Below are 17298 nucleotides of genomic sequence, written 5' to 3' on the forward strand. Positions count from 1 at the left end.
ACCTCCACCTATATAGTTCGTAAAAGAAACAAAAAAACTCGCAAATTTACGAGTTTCATTATATTATTTTTTATCCAACTGAGTACTTGGTTGCCAGAAAAAGCTGGCAATATAGCTAAAGGCATAGGTCAATCCCAAGATAAGAGCAACCAGCAAAAGAACTGGGATACGATAGATATAAGTCAAGATATTTGGTTTTTTCTTGGTTTGGAAAGATGCCGCATGGTCATCTAAGCGTTTGAACTCAGCCTCAATTCGGCTAGTTACTTCTGCTGTACCTGCATCATCCATACGCTTGATGTCCGAAACATCGATAGGATTTCCAAAAGCCACATCGATTCGCTCACCAGCTAAGAGCCCCTTGATAGTCATGGGACCCACATAGGTAGCTGGCATGAGTTTGACCTTGGCTGACTTGGCAATGACCGCCACACCACCTTTGAGCTCAGATGAATGACGACTTCCAGAAGGAAACATGACCAGCGAACGGTCACTTTTTTTCAACATGTTAACTGGATACTTGATGGCTGCCATGCCAGGATTGTCACGGTCAATTGGAAAGGCTCCACATTTTGAAATCCACCAGCCAAAACCGCGGTCCTTGAAGAGTTCTTTTTTAGCCATAAAGATGAACTGCTTAGGAGCAGCTGCGTAGCCAAGAAAGACTGGATCCCAGAAGGTTTTGTGCGGAGCGATAAGAATATAATTCTCCTCCTGTGGCAAAATCTTCTCTCTATCATGATAGTGAATATTGCCATTGATGGCCCACAACAAGAATGTTAATAGTGTTCGTAGATAAGAATAAAACATAAACTTCTCCTTTTTCAATCCCTCCTATTATAGCACAAATTTGCTTCAGAACGAAATGTCACTTTCTTTCAGAACCTGCCATTAAAATGCCCACTAATTACAAGGTCCCGACTTGTAAAAACCACTAGATAGGTTTACAATAGAAGCATGATTAAAATTGAACGTGTACTAGACATCTTAAAGGCGGATGACAACTTCCGCCATATCAAACAGAATAACCAGACTGACAGCACTTGGACGGATGTCCAGTTTGATGCCCTCAGCTATGACAGCCGGACTGTTAGCCCAACGACTCTCTTTTTTGCCAAGGGTTTGGCCTTTAAGAAGGAATTTCTGGAAAAGGCTATTGAGGCTGGGCTGGCTTTTTACGTGTCTGAAATCGACTATGAGGTCGGCATTCCTGCTATCATCGTCCACGACATCAAGCAGGCTATGAGCCTGATTGCCATGGATTTTCATGGTCATCCCCAGAAACAGCTCAAACTCCTAGCCTTCACCGGCACCAAGGGTAAGACAACGGCGGCTTATTTTGCTTTTAACATCCTTAAACAGAGCAAGAAACCTGCCATGCTTTCGACCATGAATACCACGCTGGACGGCAAAACCTTCTTCAAGTCCACCTTGACCACGCCTGAGAGTCTGGACCTCTTTGCTATGATGGCGGAGGCGGCCAAGAACGGCATGACCCACTTGATTATGGAGGTGTCCAGTCAGGCTTACTTGGTCAAGCGGGTTTACGGGCTGACCTTTGATGTCGGCGTCTTCCTCAACATCAGCCCCGACCACATCGGCCCCATTGAGCACCCGACTTTTGAGGACTATTTTTACCATAAGCGGCTTTTGATTGACAATAGCAGAGCGGCTATTGTCAATGCTGGAATGGACCATTTTCTAGTGGTGAAAGACCAAGTTAGCTCCAAAGACCATGACTTTTATGGACCGACTTCTGAAAACCAGATTAGTCAGTCAGCAGGTTTTGATTTCACAGTGACCGGCAAATTAGCTGGCCACTACGATATTCAGCTGATCGGTGGCTTCAATCAAGAAAATGCCATCGCAGCAGGATTAGCCTGTCTTCGCTTGGGAGCAAGTCTGGAAGATATTCACACAGGGATTGCCCAAACCAATGTCCCTGGCCGCATGGAAGTCCTGACCCAGCAGAACGGTGCCAAGGTTTTTGTAGACTATGCCCACAACGGCGATAGTGTCAAGAAGCTGATTGATGTCGTCTTAGAACACCAGACAGGAAAGGTAATTTTGATTCTGGGAGCTCCTGGTAACAAGGGAGAAAGTCGCCGCAAGGACTTCGGACTGCTGCTCAACGACTATCCGCAGATTGAGGTCATTCTGACAGCTGATGACCCCAACCGCGAAGACCCAGCTGCTATTGCTGAACAAATCCGTGCCCACATGACTCGCCCAAGTGACTTTATCTTGGACCGGGAAGAAGCTATCCGTACCGCTATGAGCCAGACAACTTCTTCTCGGGACGCGGTCATCATCGCAGGCAAGGGAGCCGATACCTACCAGATTGTAAACGGCGAAAAGGCCGCCTATGACGGTGATTTGGAAGTAGCAAAACAATATTTGTAACATACGGGGAGTGGGAAAGAACTCGACCAGTTTAAAAAGAGTTCGTCAACAAGTCTTTATTTCTAGTTGTTGAGCTGAAACAGTCTATCCCTAGACTGTTTCACTCCCACCCCCGCACAGCTCAAACTGTCTGGGAGACAGTTTGAGGTTGGAGATGAAGCGAACTCTGTTCGCATCAGTCGTAGAGGTCAGATTTGGAGTGTGAAACACGAACAAATCTGCCAATCAACCACTGCGCTGAGATGTTGACACGAGCTCTGAGAAGCGAGGCTGGACTTTCTGCCCAGCCTCTTTTTTATAACGATTCTCATTGAATTAAAATTTTCAGAAAACTCTTTGTTTTGGTGGATTTTTTTGATATAATACTGGTCGGAACAAATTATTAATGAATCATATTCTGGAAAGGAGGAGTTTGTGTCTTCGATTCAAGCGGAAAATATCCAAGTCTCTTACGACAACCGGATTATTATTGATGAATTATCAACAAGTATTCCAAAAGGAAGTATAACGACAATCATTGGTGCCAATGGCTGTGGAAAATCGACCTTGCTTAAGGCGTTGACAAGGATTATTCCTGTTCAAGAAGGGGCTATCTATTTAGATGGACAAGCCATTTCACAACTACCAACCAAAGAAGTCGCAAAAAAATTGGCCCTGCTCCCTCAGGTCTTAGAAGCGACAGAAGGGATTTCCGTTTATGAACTGGTCTCCTATGGTCGCTTTCCGCATCAAAATGGGCTGGGACATCTCACAGATCAGGATAGAGAGAAAATCAACTGGGCCTTGGAAGTCACCCAGACCGCTCCCTACGCTAGGTTACCAGTTGATGATTTATCAGGTGGTCAGAGGCAACGTGTTTGGATTGCGATGGCACTTGCCCAAGATACGGATACCATTTTCTTAGATGAACCAACAACCTATCTTGATCTCAATCATCAATTGGAAGTCTTAGAACTTTTAAAAGAACTGAATCAAAGCCGACAGAAAACCATTGTGATGGTCCTTCACGATGTCAATTTATCAGCTCGATTTTCAGATTATATGATTGCCATGAAAGAGGGAGATATTCGCTACCATGGGTCTGTGTCCAATATGATGACAACTGAGATACTGAGGGACATTTTTAGCATTGAACCTCAATTGATGCAGGTTGCTGGTCAAGATTACCCTATTTTGCTAACTTACGATTTAAAAAAATAATAAGGAGAAAAAATGAAAAAGTTTTTAGCTATTTTTAGTTTATTTGTTGGGCTGATTTTCTTAACAGCTTGTTCTACCTCTTCCTCTTCAACAGACGTAGAACTGTCTAGCATGCCAAAGATTGAAGGCATTACTTACCACGGTGACATTCCAAAAAATCCTAAAAAAGTTGTCAACTTTGCTTACTCTTACACAGGCTATCTCTTACAATTAGGAATTGATGTATCTAGCTATAGTCTAGATTTAGAGAAAAATAGTCCCGTCTTTGGAGACAAACTAAAGGATGTTCCACAATTGACAACGGCAGATACAGAAGCGATTGCCGCACAAAAGCCAGATGTTATTCTAGTATTTGCTGGTGATGATAACTTAGAAACACTGAAAGAAATTGCTCCAGTTATTGAAATCACTTATGGAAAGAGTGACTACTTGAAAATGCTGACAGATATTGGTCAGATTTTTGGAAAAGAAAAGGAAGCACAAGCCTGGTTAAATCAATGGGATAAGAAAGTTGCTACTGCGAAAGAGGAATTGAACGGATTGATTGATACAAGTTCAACATTTACTGTCATGGACTTCTTCGATAAAAACATCTTCCTTTACGGTAACAACTTTGGTCGTGGTGGAGAATTAGTCTATCGCGCTCTCGGTTTTGCTGCTCCTGCAAAGGTTCAAGAAGACATTATCAGTAAAGAAGGCTGGTTTGGGGTATCTCAGGAAGCCCTTCCAGAATACGTTGGCGACTATGTGCTTGTTAACGTCAATGATAAAACAAAAGAAGCAGCTGCATCTCTCAAAGAAAGTGATATTTGGAAAAATCTACCTGCTGTAAAGAATGGTCACGTCATCGAGGTAGACTACAACCTCTTCTACTTCTCCGACCCGATGTCTTTAGATTTACAAATTGACGCCTTTGTCTCAGCAATTCAAAAACTTCAGTAAAAGGACTGGATATATGAACAAACTAGTAAGTTCTCATTATCCCAAAACAAAGCCAAAGAATATTTGGCTTGTTTTTTTCATCATCTGTCTTTCTTTCATAGCTGGAGGCTATCTTAGTTTACGCTTTGGAGCTATTTCTTATAGCCACCAACAACTGATAGAAACCCTAAGGCATCCACTGACAGATTCTTCCGCTCAGGATGTTATCATCGATTTGCGTTTGCCTAGAATGGTAGCCGCCATCTTGGTGGGAGCTGCCATGGCTCAAGCTGGGGCAATGATGCAAGGAATTACACGCAATCCGATTGCTGATCCTGGCTTATTAGGAATCAATGCTGGCGCAGGACTTGCTCTCATCGTTGCCTATGCTCTATTCGGTGGTTTGCACTACAGTCAAATTTTATTAATATGTTTACTGGGCTCCTGTCTGGCAGCCGGTCTAGTCTTTGGTCTAGCTTATCAGGTACAAAAAGGCTACAATCAACTACGGTTAATTTTATCTGGCGCCATGGTAGCAAGTCTATTTTCTGCTATTGGTCAGGCTATTACTATCTACTTTGATTTATCAACTGCAGTGATTGGCTGGCAAGCAGGGGGATTGGTACAGGTAAACTGGAAGATGCTGGCCATCATCGCTCCTCTTATCATCATTGGCCTCATCCTTGCTCAACTCTTTTCGCATCAGCTGACCATCCTGAGTCTCAACGAAACCGTTGCTAAAAATCTAGGGCAACGAACCTTACTGATGACCTTGATTTTGTTGGGAATTGTCCTTCTACTCTCAGCTTCTGCGGTAGCTCTTGTGGGCTCACTTTCTTTTGTCGGACTCATTATTCCTCACTTTATCCGCATGTTTACAGGGAAAAATTACAAGCTACTCTTGCCATTAACTGCTTTTGCAGGGGCTAGTTTCCTCATCTGGGTAGATTTGGTTTGCCGTTCTATCAATCCACCTGTTGAAACTCCCATTAGCGCAGTCATCAGTATCATTGGTCTCCCTTGCTTCCTATGGTTGATTAGAAAGGAGAAACACTTTTGATAAGACATCACAACTATCTAAAAATATTCACATTCCTGCTAATCCTTTTATTTGTCATTTTCCTACTTTCCTTATCTATCGGCTATAGCAATTCATCCTTTTCGGATCTCATCGTCATCATGAGTGGGCGTGCCAGTTCATCGACTCTACTTATCATTGGACGAATTCGCTTACCTAGAATAATCGCCTCCATTATCGGAGGGGCTTCTCTGGCTTTGGCGGGTTTGTTGCTACAAACTTTGACCCGCAATCCTCTGGCAGATTCTGGAATATTAGGAATCAACGCAGGAGCTGGTCTTGTTGTGGCACTATTTGTCGGTCTCTCTTCAAAAATCAGCCCTGGCTTATTGAGTCTCATGCCTCTATTTGCTATGATGGGCGGTGGATTAACCATTTTTCTAGTTTACTGGATTGCACGTAAGAAGCTGTACGGCATCCATCCTGCACGCTTAATTATCACGGGAGTTGGAATTTCGAGCATGCTGTCTGGTATCATGGTCAGCATCATCAGCCAATTAGATGACTTTAAGATGGAATACATTGTCCAGTGGCTCAGCGGTCGAGTAAATGGTGGAGATTGGAAAACTATCGCAATCTATACTCCTCTTCTTCTATTGGTATGGATGGCAACGTTTAGTCGAAGTCGCTCACTCAATATTATGAATCTAAACGACCAGACAGCCATGGCTTTGGGACTCCACTTACAGCGTGAAAGGCGGATTACCTTGGTATTGGCTACCGCCCTAGCCTCTCTTAGTGTCATTTTAGTTGGTAATATCACCTTCGTTGGTCTCATTGCTGGTCACATTGTGCGCAAATGGTTAGGAAATGACCATCGTGTCATCATTCCAGCTACTATGATAATAGGAAGCTTCATTCTACTTCTAGCGGATACCATAGGACGAGTACTACTTGTCGGAACAGGCATCCCAACCGGTATCATCGTCTCCCTTATCGGCGCTCCCTATTTTCTGTGGTTACTAAAACAAGAAGGCTAGATGACTCCAGCCTTCTTGTTATTTTTCTAGGTAAAGTTCAATATCCTCTTTAAGTTTTAATGGACTAGTCGTTGGTAAATAGCGTTTGACCACACGCCCTTGTCTATCCACCAAAAACTTGGTAAAATTCCACTCGATTCGACCTCCTAATAAGGTCGATTTTTCTTTCTTAAGATAGCGATATAGCGGACTAGCTCCTACACCGTTCACTTCAATTTTTGCAAAGCGAGGAAAGGTTGTTCCATAAGTCAAACTACAGGTCTGATTGATTTCTTCAGCAGAACCGGGAGCCTGATTTAAAAATTGATTGCAAGGAAAATCTAGCACGACAAAACCTCTGTCTTTATAGCAATCATATAACTCCTGTAGTTCCTTGTATTGAGGTGCCAACCCACAACCTGGCGCCGTATTGACAATCAAAAGCACCTGTCCTTGATAATCAGCCATGGACTGGTCTGTTCTATCTTGTTTTTGAACTGCAATATCGTAAATGCTCATTCTCATTTCCTACATTAATCAAAATAAGTTAACAAATGTTCCATTTCATTTGGACTGAGTTGTCTGTATGCACCTCGTTCCAAATCTCCGAGCTCAAACCCACCAAAAGCGATGCGTTTGAGATAGGTGACCTTGAGACCATAGGCCAAAAACATCTTCTTAACCTGATGAAATTTGCCTTCAGCCAGCTTGATGGTCGCTCTGCTATGGTCCAAAGTAGCTTCCAAAATAGTTAAGTCTGCAGGCTGACACCGTGTTCCATCCAAGAATGCAATGCCTGAGGCAAAAAATGCTGGTGCATCCTCTCCCAACCGTCCATTCACCTCTACATAATAGACCTTTTCCACATGATGGCTGGGATGGAGCATCCGATAGCCGAGCGGACCGTTGTTGGTGATAAGGACTAGACCTTCGGTGTCCCTGTCTAAACGACCGACGGGGTAGAGACCTTCCCTACTGTCTTGTGGGGAAATCAAGTCGATGACAGTTTGGTGGTCTTTATCCCTCACAGCTGAAACGACTCCAGCTGGTTTGTAAAGTAAATAATAGGCAGAGCCTTCTAATGCAACTTTTTTACCCGATACTTGGATCGTTTGCAACTCTGGGTCAACAATTTGGCTTAGGCTTTGAGCTGCTTGTCCGTTAATCTTGATTTGCTGGGCTTTGAAAAGTTTTTTAACTTGCTTGCGCGAGCCAATCTGAGCCGCCTCCATACATTTGTCTAATCTCATGGGACTATTGTATCACAAATCATATGGCTTGACTCTTTTTAAAAAACCTTTATAATACTAGTTAGTGATATATTTTTTTACAAAGGAAATCCATAATGGAATTTCCTATTTTTTCAGTAAGGGAGAAAATTCATGGGACTTTTACAAGATGGTAAATGGGTGGATCAATGGTATGACACCAAGTCAACAGGCGGTAAATTTGTCCGTACCGTAACACAATTTCGCAACTGGATTACACCTGATGGACAAGCAGGGCCGACAGGTGAGGGTGGTTTTAAGGCTGAATCAGGACGTTACCATCTCTACATTTCTTTGGCCTGTCCTTGGGCCAGTCGGACCTTAATCATGCGAAAATTGAAGGGTCTGGAAGACCACATTTCCCAGTCAATCGTCCATCCGCTCATGTTGGAAAATGGTTGGACTTTCGCGGATGGATCTGGTGTTATCAAGGATTCCCTCTTTAACAGCGACTATCTCTATCAGGTGTATTTGAAAGCCGACCCAAATTACACTGGCCGTGTGACTGTGCCTGTCCTTTGGGATAAGGAAACAAATACCATCGTCAGCAACGAATCCGCTGAAATCATGCGCATGTTCAACTCTGCTTTTAATGATATTACTGGAAATTACGATGACTACTATCCAGCAAACCTGCAAGCCGAGATTGATGCCATGAATGACTTTGTCTATCCAAACATCAACAACGGCGTCTACAAGGCTGGATTTTCAACCAACCAAAAAGTTTATGAAAAAGAGGTCAAGAACCTTTTTGTCGCCTTAGATAAATTAGAAGAGCATTTGGCAGACAAGAACTATCTGGTGGGCAATCAGCTGACAGAGGCTGATATTCGACTCTTTACCACTTTGGTACGATTCGATCCTGTTTACTTTGGGCATTTCAAATGCAATAGCAAGGCCTTGGTTGATTATCCAAACCTATGGAACTATACCAAACATCTTTACAACCATGCAGGTATTGCTGAAACGGTGGACTTCGACCATATCAAGCAGCATTACTATGGTAGCCACAAGACCATTAACCCAACAGGTATTGTCCCAGTCGGCCCTGACTTGGACTGGACACTTGAAAACTAAAGTCAAGTGTGTTATACTAGGGATGCTTACGAGTTCAAGAAATGCAAGCATAAAGAAAACACCCATGGCGGCCACCGTGGGTGTTTTTTGTGCTTGCTCAAGGCACGCAGGCTAAGTTAATTGTCGCGTTTGTTTTGCCACTTACGGATTAGCCACTCCGCAATAAGTTCTGCAACTACGCTGACTAGCAGCGGTAGCAAAACAAGTTCAAGAAATGTATGTAGCATAAAGTTCTCACCTCCCAACCTGCGCTGTTTAGTGATTGCGACTTAGATAGTATATCATAAAAGGGATAATTTATACTATTAAAAACAAGTTTTTATCCACTAAAGAATCAAGAATCGAATGACACTTACAGAAATTCCCACGAACATTATCCCAAAATGACTAGTTTGCTCCCTCACAATTTCTGTGGTATAATATTTCAGATTTTCAGAAAGAGGAGATTAACATGTCTGACATTAAGGCAAAACGTGTATCCAACTATGAATTGTTTTATGATTTGGTCTTTGTCCTTGCTACTTCTTCACTGACGGGCTTGCTACATGGTGACCATATCGGTTTCAAGGAGATTGTCACCTTTATCACTGCAAACTTGATTATCATGACCTTGTGGATGAATGAAACCATCTATCTAAATAAATACGGCGAACGAGACTTTCTAGATATTTTTACGATTATTCCATCCATGTACCTGATTGGAAACATGTCCCTCAATTTCAGCAATGATTTTGAAAAAACAGCTCTGCCATTTAACGCCTTCTTGACACTGTCCTATGTCCTAATCTTCCTACAATACTATCTGAGAGGAAGACGGATTGGCTTTAATGAGGACATTAAGGCAACCTTGCAGATGTTAGCCTCTTATATTGCTATCTTTGCTGGTGCAACCATTTTAGTCGTTTTCAAGCTCTGGACCAACGATGAGAGAATGTTGATTGTCTATATCATTCCCTTCTTGATTTCCTTCTTCTTCCAAAAGAGAATAAGTCATGACCCCGTCAACTTTCCGCACATGGTGGAACGTTGCCAGCTAATCACCATTATCACTTTCGGTGAGACCGTCATCGCTATTATCAAAAATTACCCGCTTCTAGAACTTCCTTTGGAAGGAATCCTCCTCTTCTTCGCTATGGCGACTCTGTTCATCTTCTATATTTCTCAGACCTATCTCACTATCGACCATCACCGCAAGGCAGATGCGACTGTTCTGCTATACGCTCACTTGGTGATTGTCCTTGGTTTGAATTTCTTCACAGTGGCAATGGAACTTTTCCCTAGCCACCACAATCATTTGGCCTTGCCCATGCTGATTGTAGGAAACCTTCTCTTCTATAGTGGTATCCTTTCGACCTCCTTCTATAATCAACAAGTCCATCACGTTGGCAGGAGAGGGCTGTTTATCTATGCTCTCATTTTACTAATTGGAAATGTTGCCTTATTGCTGGATGGTCATTCAAATATCCTACTATTTGTTATCTTAAACCTGCTCTCACACGCTATGGTTGCCTATCATGTTATTCGCTTCCGCAAAGCCAACCAAAGTTTGTTGGGAGAAGATATATAATCATTCAGTTTATTACAATAAAAGAACAAAAAAAGCAAGGAGACTTCCTAATTCAAAGCCTTCTTGCTTTTTATTATAACTGTATCTAACTATTTCAAAAATAGGTTAAAATCTCCCTTGTACGTAGCCCATTCGGAAGTTAAAAATTCTTTTTTTAGCTGATAATGAACAGGCGCCTGTTGTTCTGTCAAGAATGGGTGGATATACTTATCAAGCTCCAGCCAGCCTTGCCAACCGATGTGGATCGTATCTTGCATAAAATAATCTATCCCCCCCTGCTCCGACAAATCAGCAATATGATTGAAACCTTGACTGGTCAACTGGTACTTAATCTTTGCTACTGTTGCCCGATACATATCTTTATTGAGACCAGTGTAGTTCATCCAACGTTCATTAACCGGGGGAATTACAAATAGCACATCAGTCTGATGTTTAGCAAATTCATTCAAAACCAGCTGAAAATCATTGTACTCCGGTGATTGCAGATAAGATATTTTTGTCTGGGATTGTTTGAGTTTTTTGATTTTTGACTGAAGGCGATTTCTATAAAACCTATCATCAATTTGGAAATCATTTGATTGAGTAGAACGACTCCCGTCCTCATTAGCCACTTTACTCAAGCGGTCATAGGAAAAAGTCTCTGGAAGTTTCATCGCTTCCGTTTCTACCAATCCTAAATTACTACCAGAATCAGCAAAGCGACTAAATAAGGCATCTTGCTTTTCTAATAAATAGGCTTGCCAGATCAACTGCTCTCTATCCCATTTCGACAATTCCTTACCACTAGCTACTTTTTGAAACATTCCTGTCAAACTACAGTCTGATTTAAGCTCTAAGAAACGCTTTGCTGCATATCTATCATAGTCATCCCCAGCACTTGTTTGCAGAAAATGAGTAGCTTGATCACTACTAAAATATTGTTCAAATGCCTTAGATGATGCCCCTTTGGGTGAAAACCATTGAGGAGAAACAACATAGATAGCCTGACTATTTTTTAAATGTGCCCCAATCTGTTGCATGCCAAAATATTGTGTCAGCGAAGCTGCACCACGTTGTCCTAACAAATAGGGGGTATACTCTCTCTGATAGGCATCTGCCAACACTGACGGATGCATACTATCAAAACGTGACCATTCACTTGACCCAAAGAAAGGAACAAAACGATGATTTTTGTCTCCCAGAGCCCTATTTTTCTTATATTTGCTCTTAAAACTAATATAAGACAATGCTACTGCATCTTGTTTTTCTTCTTTGAAATTTGACCGAGAAGAACTCGGGAAAAACAACAACGTGAGAATAACTAAAAACGTTGCACAAATCACAGGCCCAAAAATCTGCCACAATTGCTTACGCATGCATCAACTCCACAACACCAGAAATGATTTTGTTAGCTGTATTCCAATCTTCACGACCAAACTCTGAAACTGGAACTGTAATATTAAAACGACTTTCTAACTCCACAATAAGTTCTACGGTCCCCATACTATCCAAAACACCCGCATCAAATAGGTCTTCATCCATCATTTCAGATACATCTTCCATAAATAATTCTTCGATAATATTCAATATTGTTTCTTTTACATCCATTTTATATTCCTTTCTACGATTCATACAATCGTTACCTATTGTCTACTTGAACCACAATTTATCTAAAAATCCTGAAAATATCAAGAAAGAGAACATGACCGTATGGAAGGTCACAAACATACCAGCGAAACTCGTCCAACGATTATCCGGCAGTGGTTCTTGCCCAGCTTTTTTTCGAGCTAAATTAATTGATTTCTTCTTACGAATCCAAGCATCATTGATGATCAAGCCCAAAGCATGAAAGAGACCATATGCAATATAATACCATGTTACACCATGCCACAAGCCCATCAAGAGCATATTTAGCAGATAGGCAACATTAGATACCGTATTTCGATTTTTGAAAACCTTATGTTTCAACAAAGTCTTAACCAGACGCATGAAGACGAAATCACGGAACCAAAAAGATAAGCTGATATGCCATCGATTCCAAAATTCCTTAAGATCACGCGATTTGAACGGTTGATCAAAGTTAATTGGGCAGCGAATACCCATAAGATTGGAAATACCTATGGCAAACATGGAATAGCCTGCAAAGTCAAAGAATAATTCAAAACCATAAAGATACATAACTCCAATAGTAGGTAAGTTAAACCATCCACCTTGATCCAAGGCTACTGCCTTTAAAGGCTCCAGTAAAGTATGCCCGATAAAATAGGCTAGAATAAACTTATATAAGAAGCCCATCATAATATAATGCACAGTCTGATCGAGCATATTTAATAACTCAGTTCGCTCAGGAATTTGTTTGTAATCTTCCGTAAACCGTCTATAACGATCAATAGGACCACTCGAAATAGTTGGCATAAATAGCAAAAATCGCAAAAAACTTCCCAAACTAAATTCCGTTAGTAAACCGTCCCGCATTTCAATCACCATTCCGACCGACCGAAACGTTAAATAAGAAATACCTAAAAAACCGAAAATTGCCCCATGCTGACTAAAAGTCGGTGCCAACTTTACCCAAGTCAACGGAAAAACAGCTAAACACACGATTAGATAGAAGACCCAGCTTTGATTTGCCCGTTGACGATAATGCTTGTAGAAAAAAATCAACATTGTCTGCCAAATAATATAGGCCAATAAAGACAGCAACTGCATTGTCTTTGTACCTGTAAACATCAAGACAATGAAGGCTAAACTAACACCTGTTTCATACAAGGGGAAACGTTTTTTAAAAAAGAGTCCTATAAAAATTGGTACTAGCGCCAAGACTAGATAGAAAAAGTACAATGGATTTCCATAAGGCTCTAACTGAGGTAGCTGTTTGAAAAACTCCATCATTGAGCATTCACCTCAGCGATCAACCCCTTAATATCAATCTTCCCATTTGCAGTCAAAGGAAGACTGTCTCGATAAATAAACTTCGAAGGCATCATATAATCCATCATCCGTTCTTTTAACTCCTGCTTAATGACCCTGGTTAACTCCAACTCTCGATCGAACTGCTCCATAATCCCTGCTTTAGGAACAACATAAGCTAACAGATTTTGCACTTTATGGTCAGCATTATAACGTGGAACAGCCACCGCAGCCTCAATGTAGGTTGATTTATTTAAGTGTTGGGCAACTTCTTCCAACTCGATACGATAACCATTATATTTAATTTGGAAATCCATACGTCCGCCATAGAGTAACAGACCTTCATCTGTCATTACACCCAAATCCCCAGTATGATAGGCCTGTAAGCCGTCAAACTGGAAAAATGCCGCCTCGGTTCTCTCAGGATTATTCAAATATCCTTTAGAGACAGCAGGACCTGATACAACAATTTCTCCCTGTTGACCATTCGGTACTACTTGACCATCCTCATCCAAAATAAAAGTTGGCGAGTCTGGTTTGGTATAACCAATCGGCAAACGTTTATAATTCACCAGCATCTCATCAGTGATGGCAACTGCTGATAAGGCGACTGTAGCTTCGGTCGGTCCATAAGCGTTAACAATCACAGCTTTTGGAAAACGTTCGCGGAGCTTCTGAGCTGTTTTTACAGTTAACTCCTCTCCGTCAAAATAGAAATGCGTCAAATCTGGTAAATGTTCCCCATCAAACTCACGAGATAGCAAAGCCATATCTACAAATGATGGTGTCGAAGTCCAAATCTTAAATGGCAAAGTTTGAATAGCTGCAAATAAGGTCTTAAAATCCAAAGTCAACTCTTTCGGTAGAGCAAATAAGGTCCCACCAAGGGCAAGCGTCGGAGCCCAATACATAACCGACAAGTCAAACGAATAGGAAGGTTGAGCCAACATTTGTGGTCGCTCTGGTAGCGCAAACTCCTTATCCCTTATCATCCAGTTAGTAAAGCTGAGCAAATTGTCATGCGAAATTTGCACCCCTTTTGGTTTACCCGTCGTCCCAGAAGTGAAGATAATATAGTAGGTATCATCTCCGCTTACAGGATGCATCAACTGATAAGTCGATTTCTTCTCAAAAATGGCTTCAACTTCAGACAAACCAAGCACTGGCAAACTTGTCTCTAGCGGAAAGTCTGCTACCGCAAACACCAAACTCGGCTCTGCTATTTCCAGAATGGCTTCAATCCGATCCAAAGCAGAATGACTATCTACAGGGATATACGGATGACCAGCCTTGGTTAAGGCAACAAAGATTGCCAACATCTGGTACTCCTGTCCGCCAAAAACAAGGACAGGAGAGTTTGCTGGTAAATCCAAACTATCAATATGGGCTGCTAAAGAATCTGAATCTGCCTTTAAATCCCCATAACTATACAACTGTCCTAGATGATGGTAAACAGGGTAGTCAGGATTTTCTGTTGCAAAATGCTCTACCCGCTCTAACATGCTGCTAATCATTTTTATACTCTCCTCCTTAAAACTCATTATAGATAAATCCTCCCTGTCCAATGTCTAAATAACTATACAGATACAAAAGTAGTAACAATATAAAAAAATAGAACAGGGTTCTACAGATAAATCGTACAACTGGATGTTGCATGTTCTATCTCCTTCCATCTCTTATTCCTGCGAATTGCTTTAAATACAATGTCTAGTCAATCTTGACTTACTTCGAACTCATTCCATTCATTAAATGATTAATTTTAAATCAACCTATATTTTACCATAATTTTGTCAATTTATTTCTTTTTTCACTAAAAAATACAAGAATATACCTGTTACACAAAGACTGTATTTTTTATCAATGCAATATAAAAAGTTTAGAACAATTACAATATCCTAAACTTTTCACTCTTTAATTTATCTAAGAAAAATTACAACCGAGACTCAAGAAATATAGAATTCGTGTCAACATCCCATTCGCAAAAAATGTGAGGTCTATTACATAATTTCTTGCACAATCTCTGATTTAGATGCCTAGATCTCTCCAATATTCTATACGCTTTTCATTTGAATAAAGGCTCAAATGAACCACTGTTCTCTATCCATATGAAGTCAACGAAAAATAGAAACCTTAGTTAAAAATACCTTTGACAAAAGTTGTAAAACGATTCCAAAGTTTCCAAAACCATGAAGAGTTTTCAGGAGTCTTAGATGGAATTTCAACTTTTCCAATCGAAGTTATTCCTCTATTTTTGAAATTATTATTTTCAGGAAATTTAGCACGTAGAGTGATATTCTGTGGATCTCTATCTCCAATGGTTTTTTTTATATAATCATTTGTGATTGGATTATAGTTGCCTGCTACCGCTTGATCAGGTTCTGCATGCCCGTTGGCATGCACCGTTGTCCCAATAACAGAGGTAACTGCAAGAGTTGTAATGAGTGTTAAAGCTGCTAGTTTTGAATTAGCTCGTTTCATGAAATGTCTCCTTTTACAAAGTATTAGTTTTTTTAATATGAAGGTTTATAAATTAATTGCGCTAAATATTACAAGATTATTAATAGATTAATAAATCAAAACTGAATTACTATCCATTTTTAAACAGTCTTTCTAAATGAAAACCATGACGAAGTTGTTCAAAAAACTTTTTAATGGTACTCCAAAGAGATTCATACCAAGTTTTTTGTTTTTTAGAACCAGCAGCTCTCGGCATCGCAATTTTTACTGGACCATCATGAGAACTCCGATTTGATGTATTTCCCTTAACAAGCACCTGAGTATTTCTCATTGCAGAGCTATCTGATGAAGTAAAATTATGCCCCTGTGCACCTGCAGTTACGCCACCTGCAGTGCTCATCAACAGAGCAAGAGCCATAGCACACAGACCAACTTTATAACTACGTTTTGTTACAATACGTTTCATTTTTGAAATGTCTCCTTTATACAATATTCGCCCTTTTCTAGACAATGTAGTGCCAGTATAGCACAAAAAAATAACGTAAATTCCAACTTTAGAGAAAGATTAGATAAAAAACCATTAAATTCCAAAAAATAAAAATATTAATATAAAAATCAGGAAATAGGATACGCTCCGTTCAAGAGAACCTTGTCTCGAATAAGCGAAGTAATAAAAAGAATATCCCTAAAAAATTTAAAGCCCTCTATTTTCACAGAGGGCATACTATTTTGAGTTATATTATTAAAGTTATGAATGTATAGATAAAAAAGATTTTTAAGAGGGTAATATTATAGAAAATTAAAAATTTAAGAAAGATTAATGAAGGTATGAAGGATTTGCAAATTTAATTGACTAAATATTACAAGAATATAACTCTAAATAGTAAACATTCTACTTAACACCATCCAACTCCACGACAGATTGCTTCCCAAAATGTTTTTACACTACTCCAAAAAGAATCAAACCATGATTTGATTTCAGATGGTTTAGTTGTAGAATTATTCACAGGTTCCAAAACTACGTTCCCCTGTGTAAAAGACCTCGCCGGAGTTTCCAACAGCCTATACACTTCGGCATCACCTCGAGTTTCGACACTATAGGTACCCGTACTTGCATGTGCAGTGGCACCACCTGCAGTGGTCATTAGCAAGACCAAAGTCATAGCACTCAAACCAATTTTATAACTACGTTTTGTTACAAGTTGTTTCATTGTTGAAATATCTCCTTTATACGATATTCGTCTCTACAAATGATAGTATAGCACAAACAGACAACTCAAATTCCAACTTTAGAAAAAGGTTAGATAAAAAACTATAAAACTCCAAGATATGCATATATTAATACAAGAACAAAAATACACATGCAATATTATATTTATGGTTCAAAAAACTTGTATCGAATAATTGTGGTAATAAAGAAAAAATGTTTAAAACCCTCTATTTTCATAGAGGGCATACTAATTCGAGTTATATTATTAA

The 17298-nt window shown here is 40.3% G+C and carries 18 protein-coding genes; 7 read left to right on the forward strand and 11 right to left on the reverse strand.

From position 1 onward, the window contains the following. Nucleotides 1–63: 63 nt before the first annotated feature. Entirely contained in the window at nt 64–810 is a 747-nt protein-coding gene (locus ODU37_RS01700) for a 1-acyl-sn-glycerol-3-phosphate acyltransferase (protein ID WP_014735985.1), read from the reverse strand. Between the two features lie 147 nt (nt 811–957). Between ODU37_RS01700 and ODU37_RS01705 the strand changes: the two genes are divergently transcribed. From ODU37_RS01705 to ODU37_RS01725, 5 genes are all read left to right on the forward strand, one after another. Next, the gene (locus ODU37_RS01705) at nt 958–2403 is read left to right on the forward strand and encodes a UDP-N-acetylmuramoyl-L-alanyl-D-glutamate--L-lysine ligase (protein ID WP_249562266.1); all 1446 of its coding nucleotides are present in this window, start codon (nt 958–960) and stop codon (nt 2401–2403) included. A 414-nt stretch (nt 2404–2817) separates the two neighbouring features. Then, the gene (locus tag ODU37_RS01710; protein WP_014636900.1) at nt 2818–3603 is read left to right on the forward strand and encodes an ABC transporter ATP-binding protein; all 786 of its coding nucleotides are present in this window, start codon (nt 2818–2820) and stop codon (nt 3601–3603) included. 12 nt (nt 3604–3615) lie between these two features. Beyond that, nucleotides 3616–4545 carry an ABC transporter substrate-binding protein gene (locus ODU37_RS01715; protein WP_249562267.1) on the forward strand — a complete coding sequence of 310 codons (930 nt, stop codon included), beginning with the start codon at nt 3616–3618 and terminating at the stop codon, nt 4543–4545. Nucleotides 4546–4558: 13 nt separating this feature from the next. Beyond that, a complete protein-coding gene (locus tag ODU37_RS01720) occupies nt 4559–5584 on the forward strand; it encodes an iron ABC transporter permease (RefSeq protein ID WP_172032807.1) in 1026 nt (341 codons plus the stop codon). After that, the gene (locus ODU37_RS01725) at nt 5581–6582 is read left to right on the forward strand and encodes an iron ABC transporter permease (protein ID WP_249562268.1); all 1002 of its coding nucleotides are present in this window, start codon (nt 5581–5583) and stop codon (nt 6580–6582) included. Before ODU37_RS01720 ends, ODU37_RS01725 begins: the two co-directional genes overlap by 4 nt. An 18-nt stretch (nt 6583–6600) precedes the next feature. Here the strand turns inward: ODU37_RS01725 and ODU37_RS01730 are convergent, their stop codons facing one another. Both ODU37_RS01730 and ODU37_RS01735 read right to left on the reverse strand, forming a co-directional pair. Continuing rightward, nucleotides 6601–7080, reverse strand: coding sequence for a glutathione peroxidase (locus ODU37_RS01730; protein ID WP_249562269.1), 480 nt, complete (start codon nt 7078–7080; stop codon nt 6601–6603). A gap of 14 nt (nt 7081–7094) precedes the next feature. After that, nucleotides 7095–7811 (reverse strand): pseudouridine synthase, encoded by a 717-nt coding sequence (locus tag ODU37_RS01735; RefSeq protein ID WP_105105513.1) that lies wholly within the window; start codon nt 7809–7811, stop codon nt 7095–7097. Nucleotides 7812–7943: 132 nt separating this feature from the next. On the opposite strand from ODU37_RS01735, the gene ODU37_RS01740 reads away from it, so the two are divergent. Further along, nucleotides 7944–8906, forward strand: coding sequence for a glutathione S-transferase family protein (locus ODU37_RS01740; protein WP_172032809.1), 963 nt, complete (start codon nt 7944–7946; stop codon nt 8904–8906). A gap of 451 nt (nt 8907–9357) precedes the next feature. Further along, nucleotides 9358–10473: a low temperature requirement protein A gene (locus tag ODU37_RS01745; protein ID WP_249562270.1), complete on the forward strand. Its 1116-nt coding sequence runs from the start codon at nt 9358–9360 to the stop codon at nt 10471–10473. An 89-nt stretch (nt 10474–10562) separates the two neighbouring features. Here the strand turns inward: ODU37_RS01745 and dltD are convergent, their stop codons facing one another. The 8 genes from dltD to ODU37_RS01785 all read right to left on the reverse strand — a co-directional run bounded on the left by dltD (nt 10563) and on the right by ODU37_RS01785 (nt 17030). After that, a complete protein-coding gene (gene dltD / locus ODU37_RS01750; RefSeq protein WP_249562271.1) occupies nt 10563–11828 on the reverse strand; it encodes a D-alanyl-lipoteichoic acid biosynthesis protein DltD in 1266 nt (421 codons plus the stop codon). Then, nucleotides 11821–12060: a D-alanine--poly(phosphoribitol) ligase subunit DltC gene (gene dltC / locus ODU37_RS01755; RefSeq protein WP_002937198.1), complete on the reverse strand. Its 240-nt coding sequence runs from the start codon at nt 12058–12060 to the stop codon at nt 11821–11823. Before dltC ends, dltD begins: the two co-directional genes overlap by 8 nt. A 42-nt stretch (nt 12061–12102) precedes the next feature. Beyond that, nucleotides 12103–13344, reverse strand: coding sequence for a D-alanyl-lipoteichoic acid biosynthesis protein DltB (dltB, locus tag ODU37_RS01760; protein WP_011922177.1), 1242 nt, complete (start codon nt 13342–13344; stop codon nt 12103–12105). After that, complete coding sequence (gene dltA / locus ODU37_RS01765; RefSeq protein ID WP_024413515.1) at nt 13341–14876, reverse strand: D-alanine--poly(phosphoribitol) ligase subunit DltA; 1536 nt, start codon at nt 14874–14876, stop codon at nt 13341–13343. Before dltA ends, dltB begins: the two co-directional genes overlap by 4 nt. Nucleotides 14877–14892: 16 nt before the next feature. Continuing rightward, nucleotides 14893–15018: a teichoic acid D-Ala incorporation-associated protein DltX gene (gene dltX, locus ODU37_RS01770; protein WP_002937209.1), complete on the reverse strand. Its 126-nt coding sequence runs from the start codon at nt 15016–15018 to the stop codon at nt 14893–14895. Between the two features lie 474 nt (nt 15019–15492). Continuing rightward, on the reverse strand, nt 15493–15840 hold the full coding sequence (locus ODU37_RS01775) for a hypothetical protein (protein ID WP_172013463.1): 348 nt from the start codon (nt 15838–15840) through the stop codon (nt 15493–15495). A gap of 109 nt (nt 15841–15949) precedes the next feature. After that, nucleotides 15950–16285, reverse strand: a complete 336-nt coding sequence (locus tag ODU37_RS01780; RefSeq protein WP_012775034.1) for an SSU0592/SSU0593 family protein — start codon at nt 16283–16285, stop codon at nt 15950–15952. A 430-nt stretch (nt 16286–16715) separates the two neighbouring features. Further along, complete coding sequence (locus ODU37_RS01785) at nt 16716–17030, reverse strand: SSU0592/SSU0593 family protein (RefSeq protein ID WP_398580406.1); 315 nt, start codon at nt 17028–17030, stop codon at nt 16716–16718. Nucleotides 17031–17298: the final 268 nt, after the last annotated feature.

Origin of the sequence: Streptococcus sp. 2021WUSS109 (assembly GCF_044427305.1) — a bacterium.
Classification (GTDB): Bacteria; Bacillota; Bacilli; order Lactobacillales; family Streptococcaceae; genus Streptococcus; species Streptococcus suis.

Coding starts and splice junctions, on each gene's coding strand:
- ODU37_RS01735 (WP_105105513.1), bottom strand. CDS start 7,811: ATGAGATTAGACAAATGTATGGAGGCGGCTCAGATTGGCTCGCGCAAG.
- ODU37_RS01780 (WP_012775034.1), bottom strand. CDS start 16,285: ATGAAACGTATTGTAACAAAACGTAGTTATAAAGTTGGTCTGTGTGCT.
- dltD (WP_249562271.1), bottom strand. CDS start 11,828: ATGCGTAAGCAATTGTGGCAGATTTTTGGGCCTGTGATTTGTGCAACG.
- ODU37_RS01720 (WP_172032807.1), top strand. CDS start 4,559: ATGAACAAACTAGTAAGTTCTCATTATCCCAAAACAAAGCCAAAGAAT.
- ODU37_RS01775 (WP_172013463.1), bottom strand. CDS start 15,840: ATGAAACGAGCTAATTCAAAACTAGCAGCTTTAACACTCATTACAACT.
- ODU37_RS01715 (WP_249562267.1), top strand. CDS start 3,616: ATGAAAAAGTTTTTAGCTATTTTTAGTTTATTTGTTGGGCTGATTTTC.
- ODU37_RS01705 (WP_249562266.1), top strand. CDS start 958: ATGATTAAAATTGAACGTGTACTAGACATCTTAAAGGCGGATGACAAC.
- dltB (WP_011922177.1), bottom strand. CDS start 13,344: ATGATGGAGTTTTTCAAACAGCTACCTCAGTTAGAGCCTTATGGAAAT.
- ODU37_RS01740 (WP_172032809.1), top strand. CDS start 7,944: ATGGGACTTTTACAAGATGGTAAATGGGTGGATCAATGGTATGACACC.
- ODU37_RS01785 (WP_398580406.1), bottom strand. CDS start 17,030: ATGAAACAACTTGTAACAAAACGTAGTTATAAAATTGGTTTGAGTGCT.
- dltA (WP_024413515.1), bottom strand. CDS start 14,876: ATGATTAGCAGCATGTTAGAGCGGGTAGAGCATTTTGCAACAGAAAAT.
- ODU37_RS01745 (WP_249562270.1), top strand. CDS start 9,358: ATGTCTGACATTAAGGCAAAACGTGTATCCAACTATGAATTGTTTTAT.
- ODU37_RS01700 (WP_014735985.1), bottom strand. CDS start 810: ATGTTTTATTCTTATCTACGAACACTATTAACATTCTTGTTGTGGGCC.
- dltC (WP_002937198.1), bottom strand. CDS start 12,060: ATGGATGTAAAAGAAACAATATTGAATATTATCGAAGAATTATTTATG.
- dltX (WP_002937209.1), bottom strand. CDS start 15,018: ATGCAACATCCAGTTGTACGATTTATCTGTAGAACCCTGTTCTATTTT.
- ODU37_RS01730 (WP_249562269.1), bottom strand. CDS start 7,080: ATGAGCATTTACGATATTGCAGTTCAAAAACAAGATAGAACAGACCAG.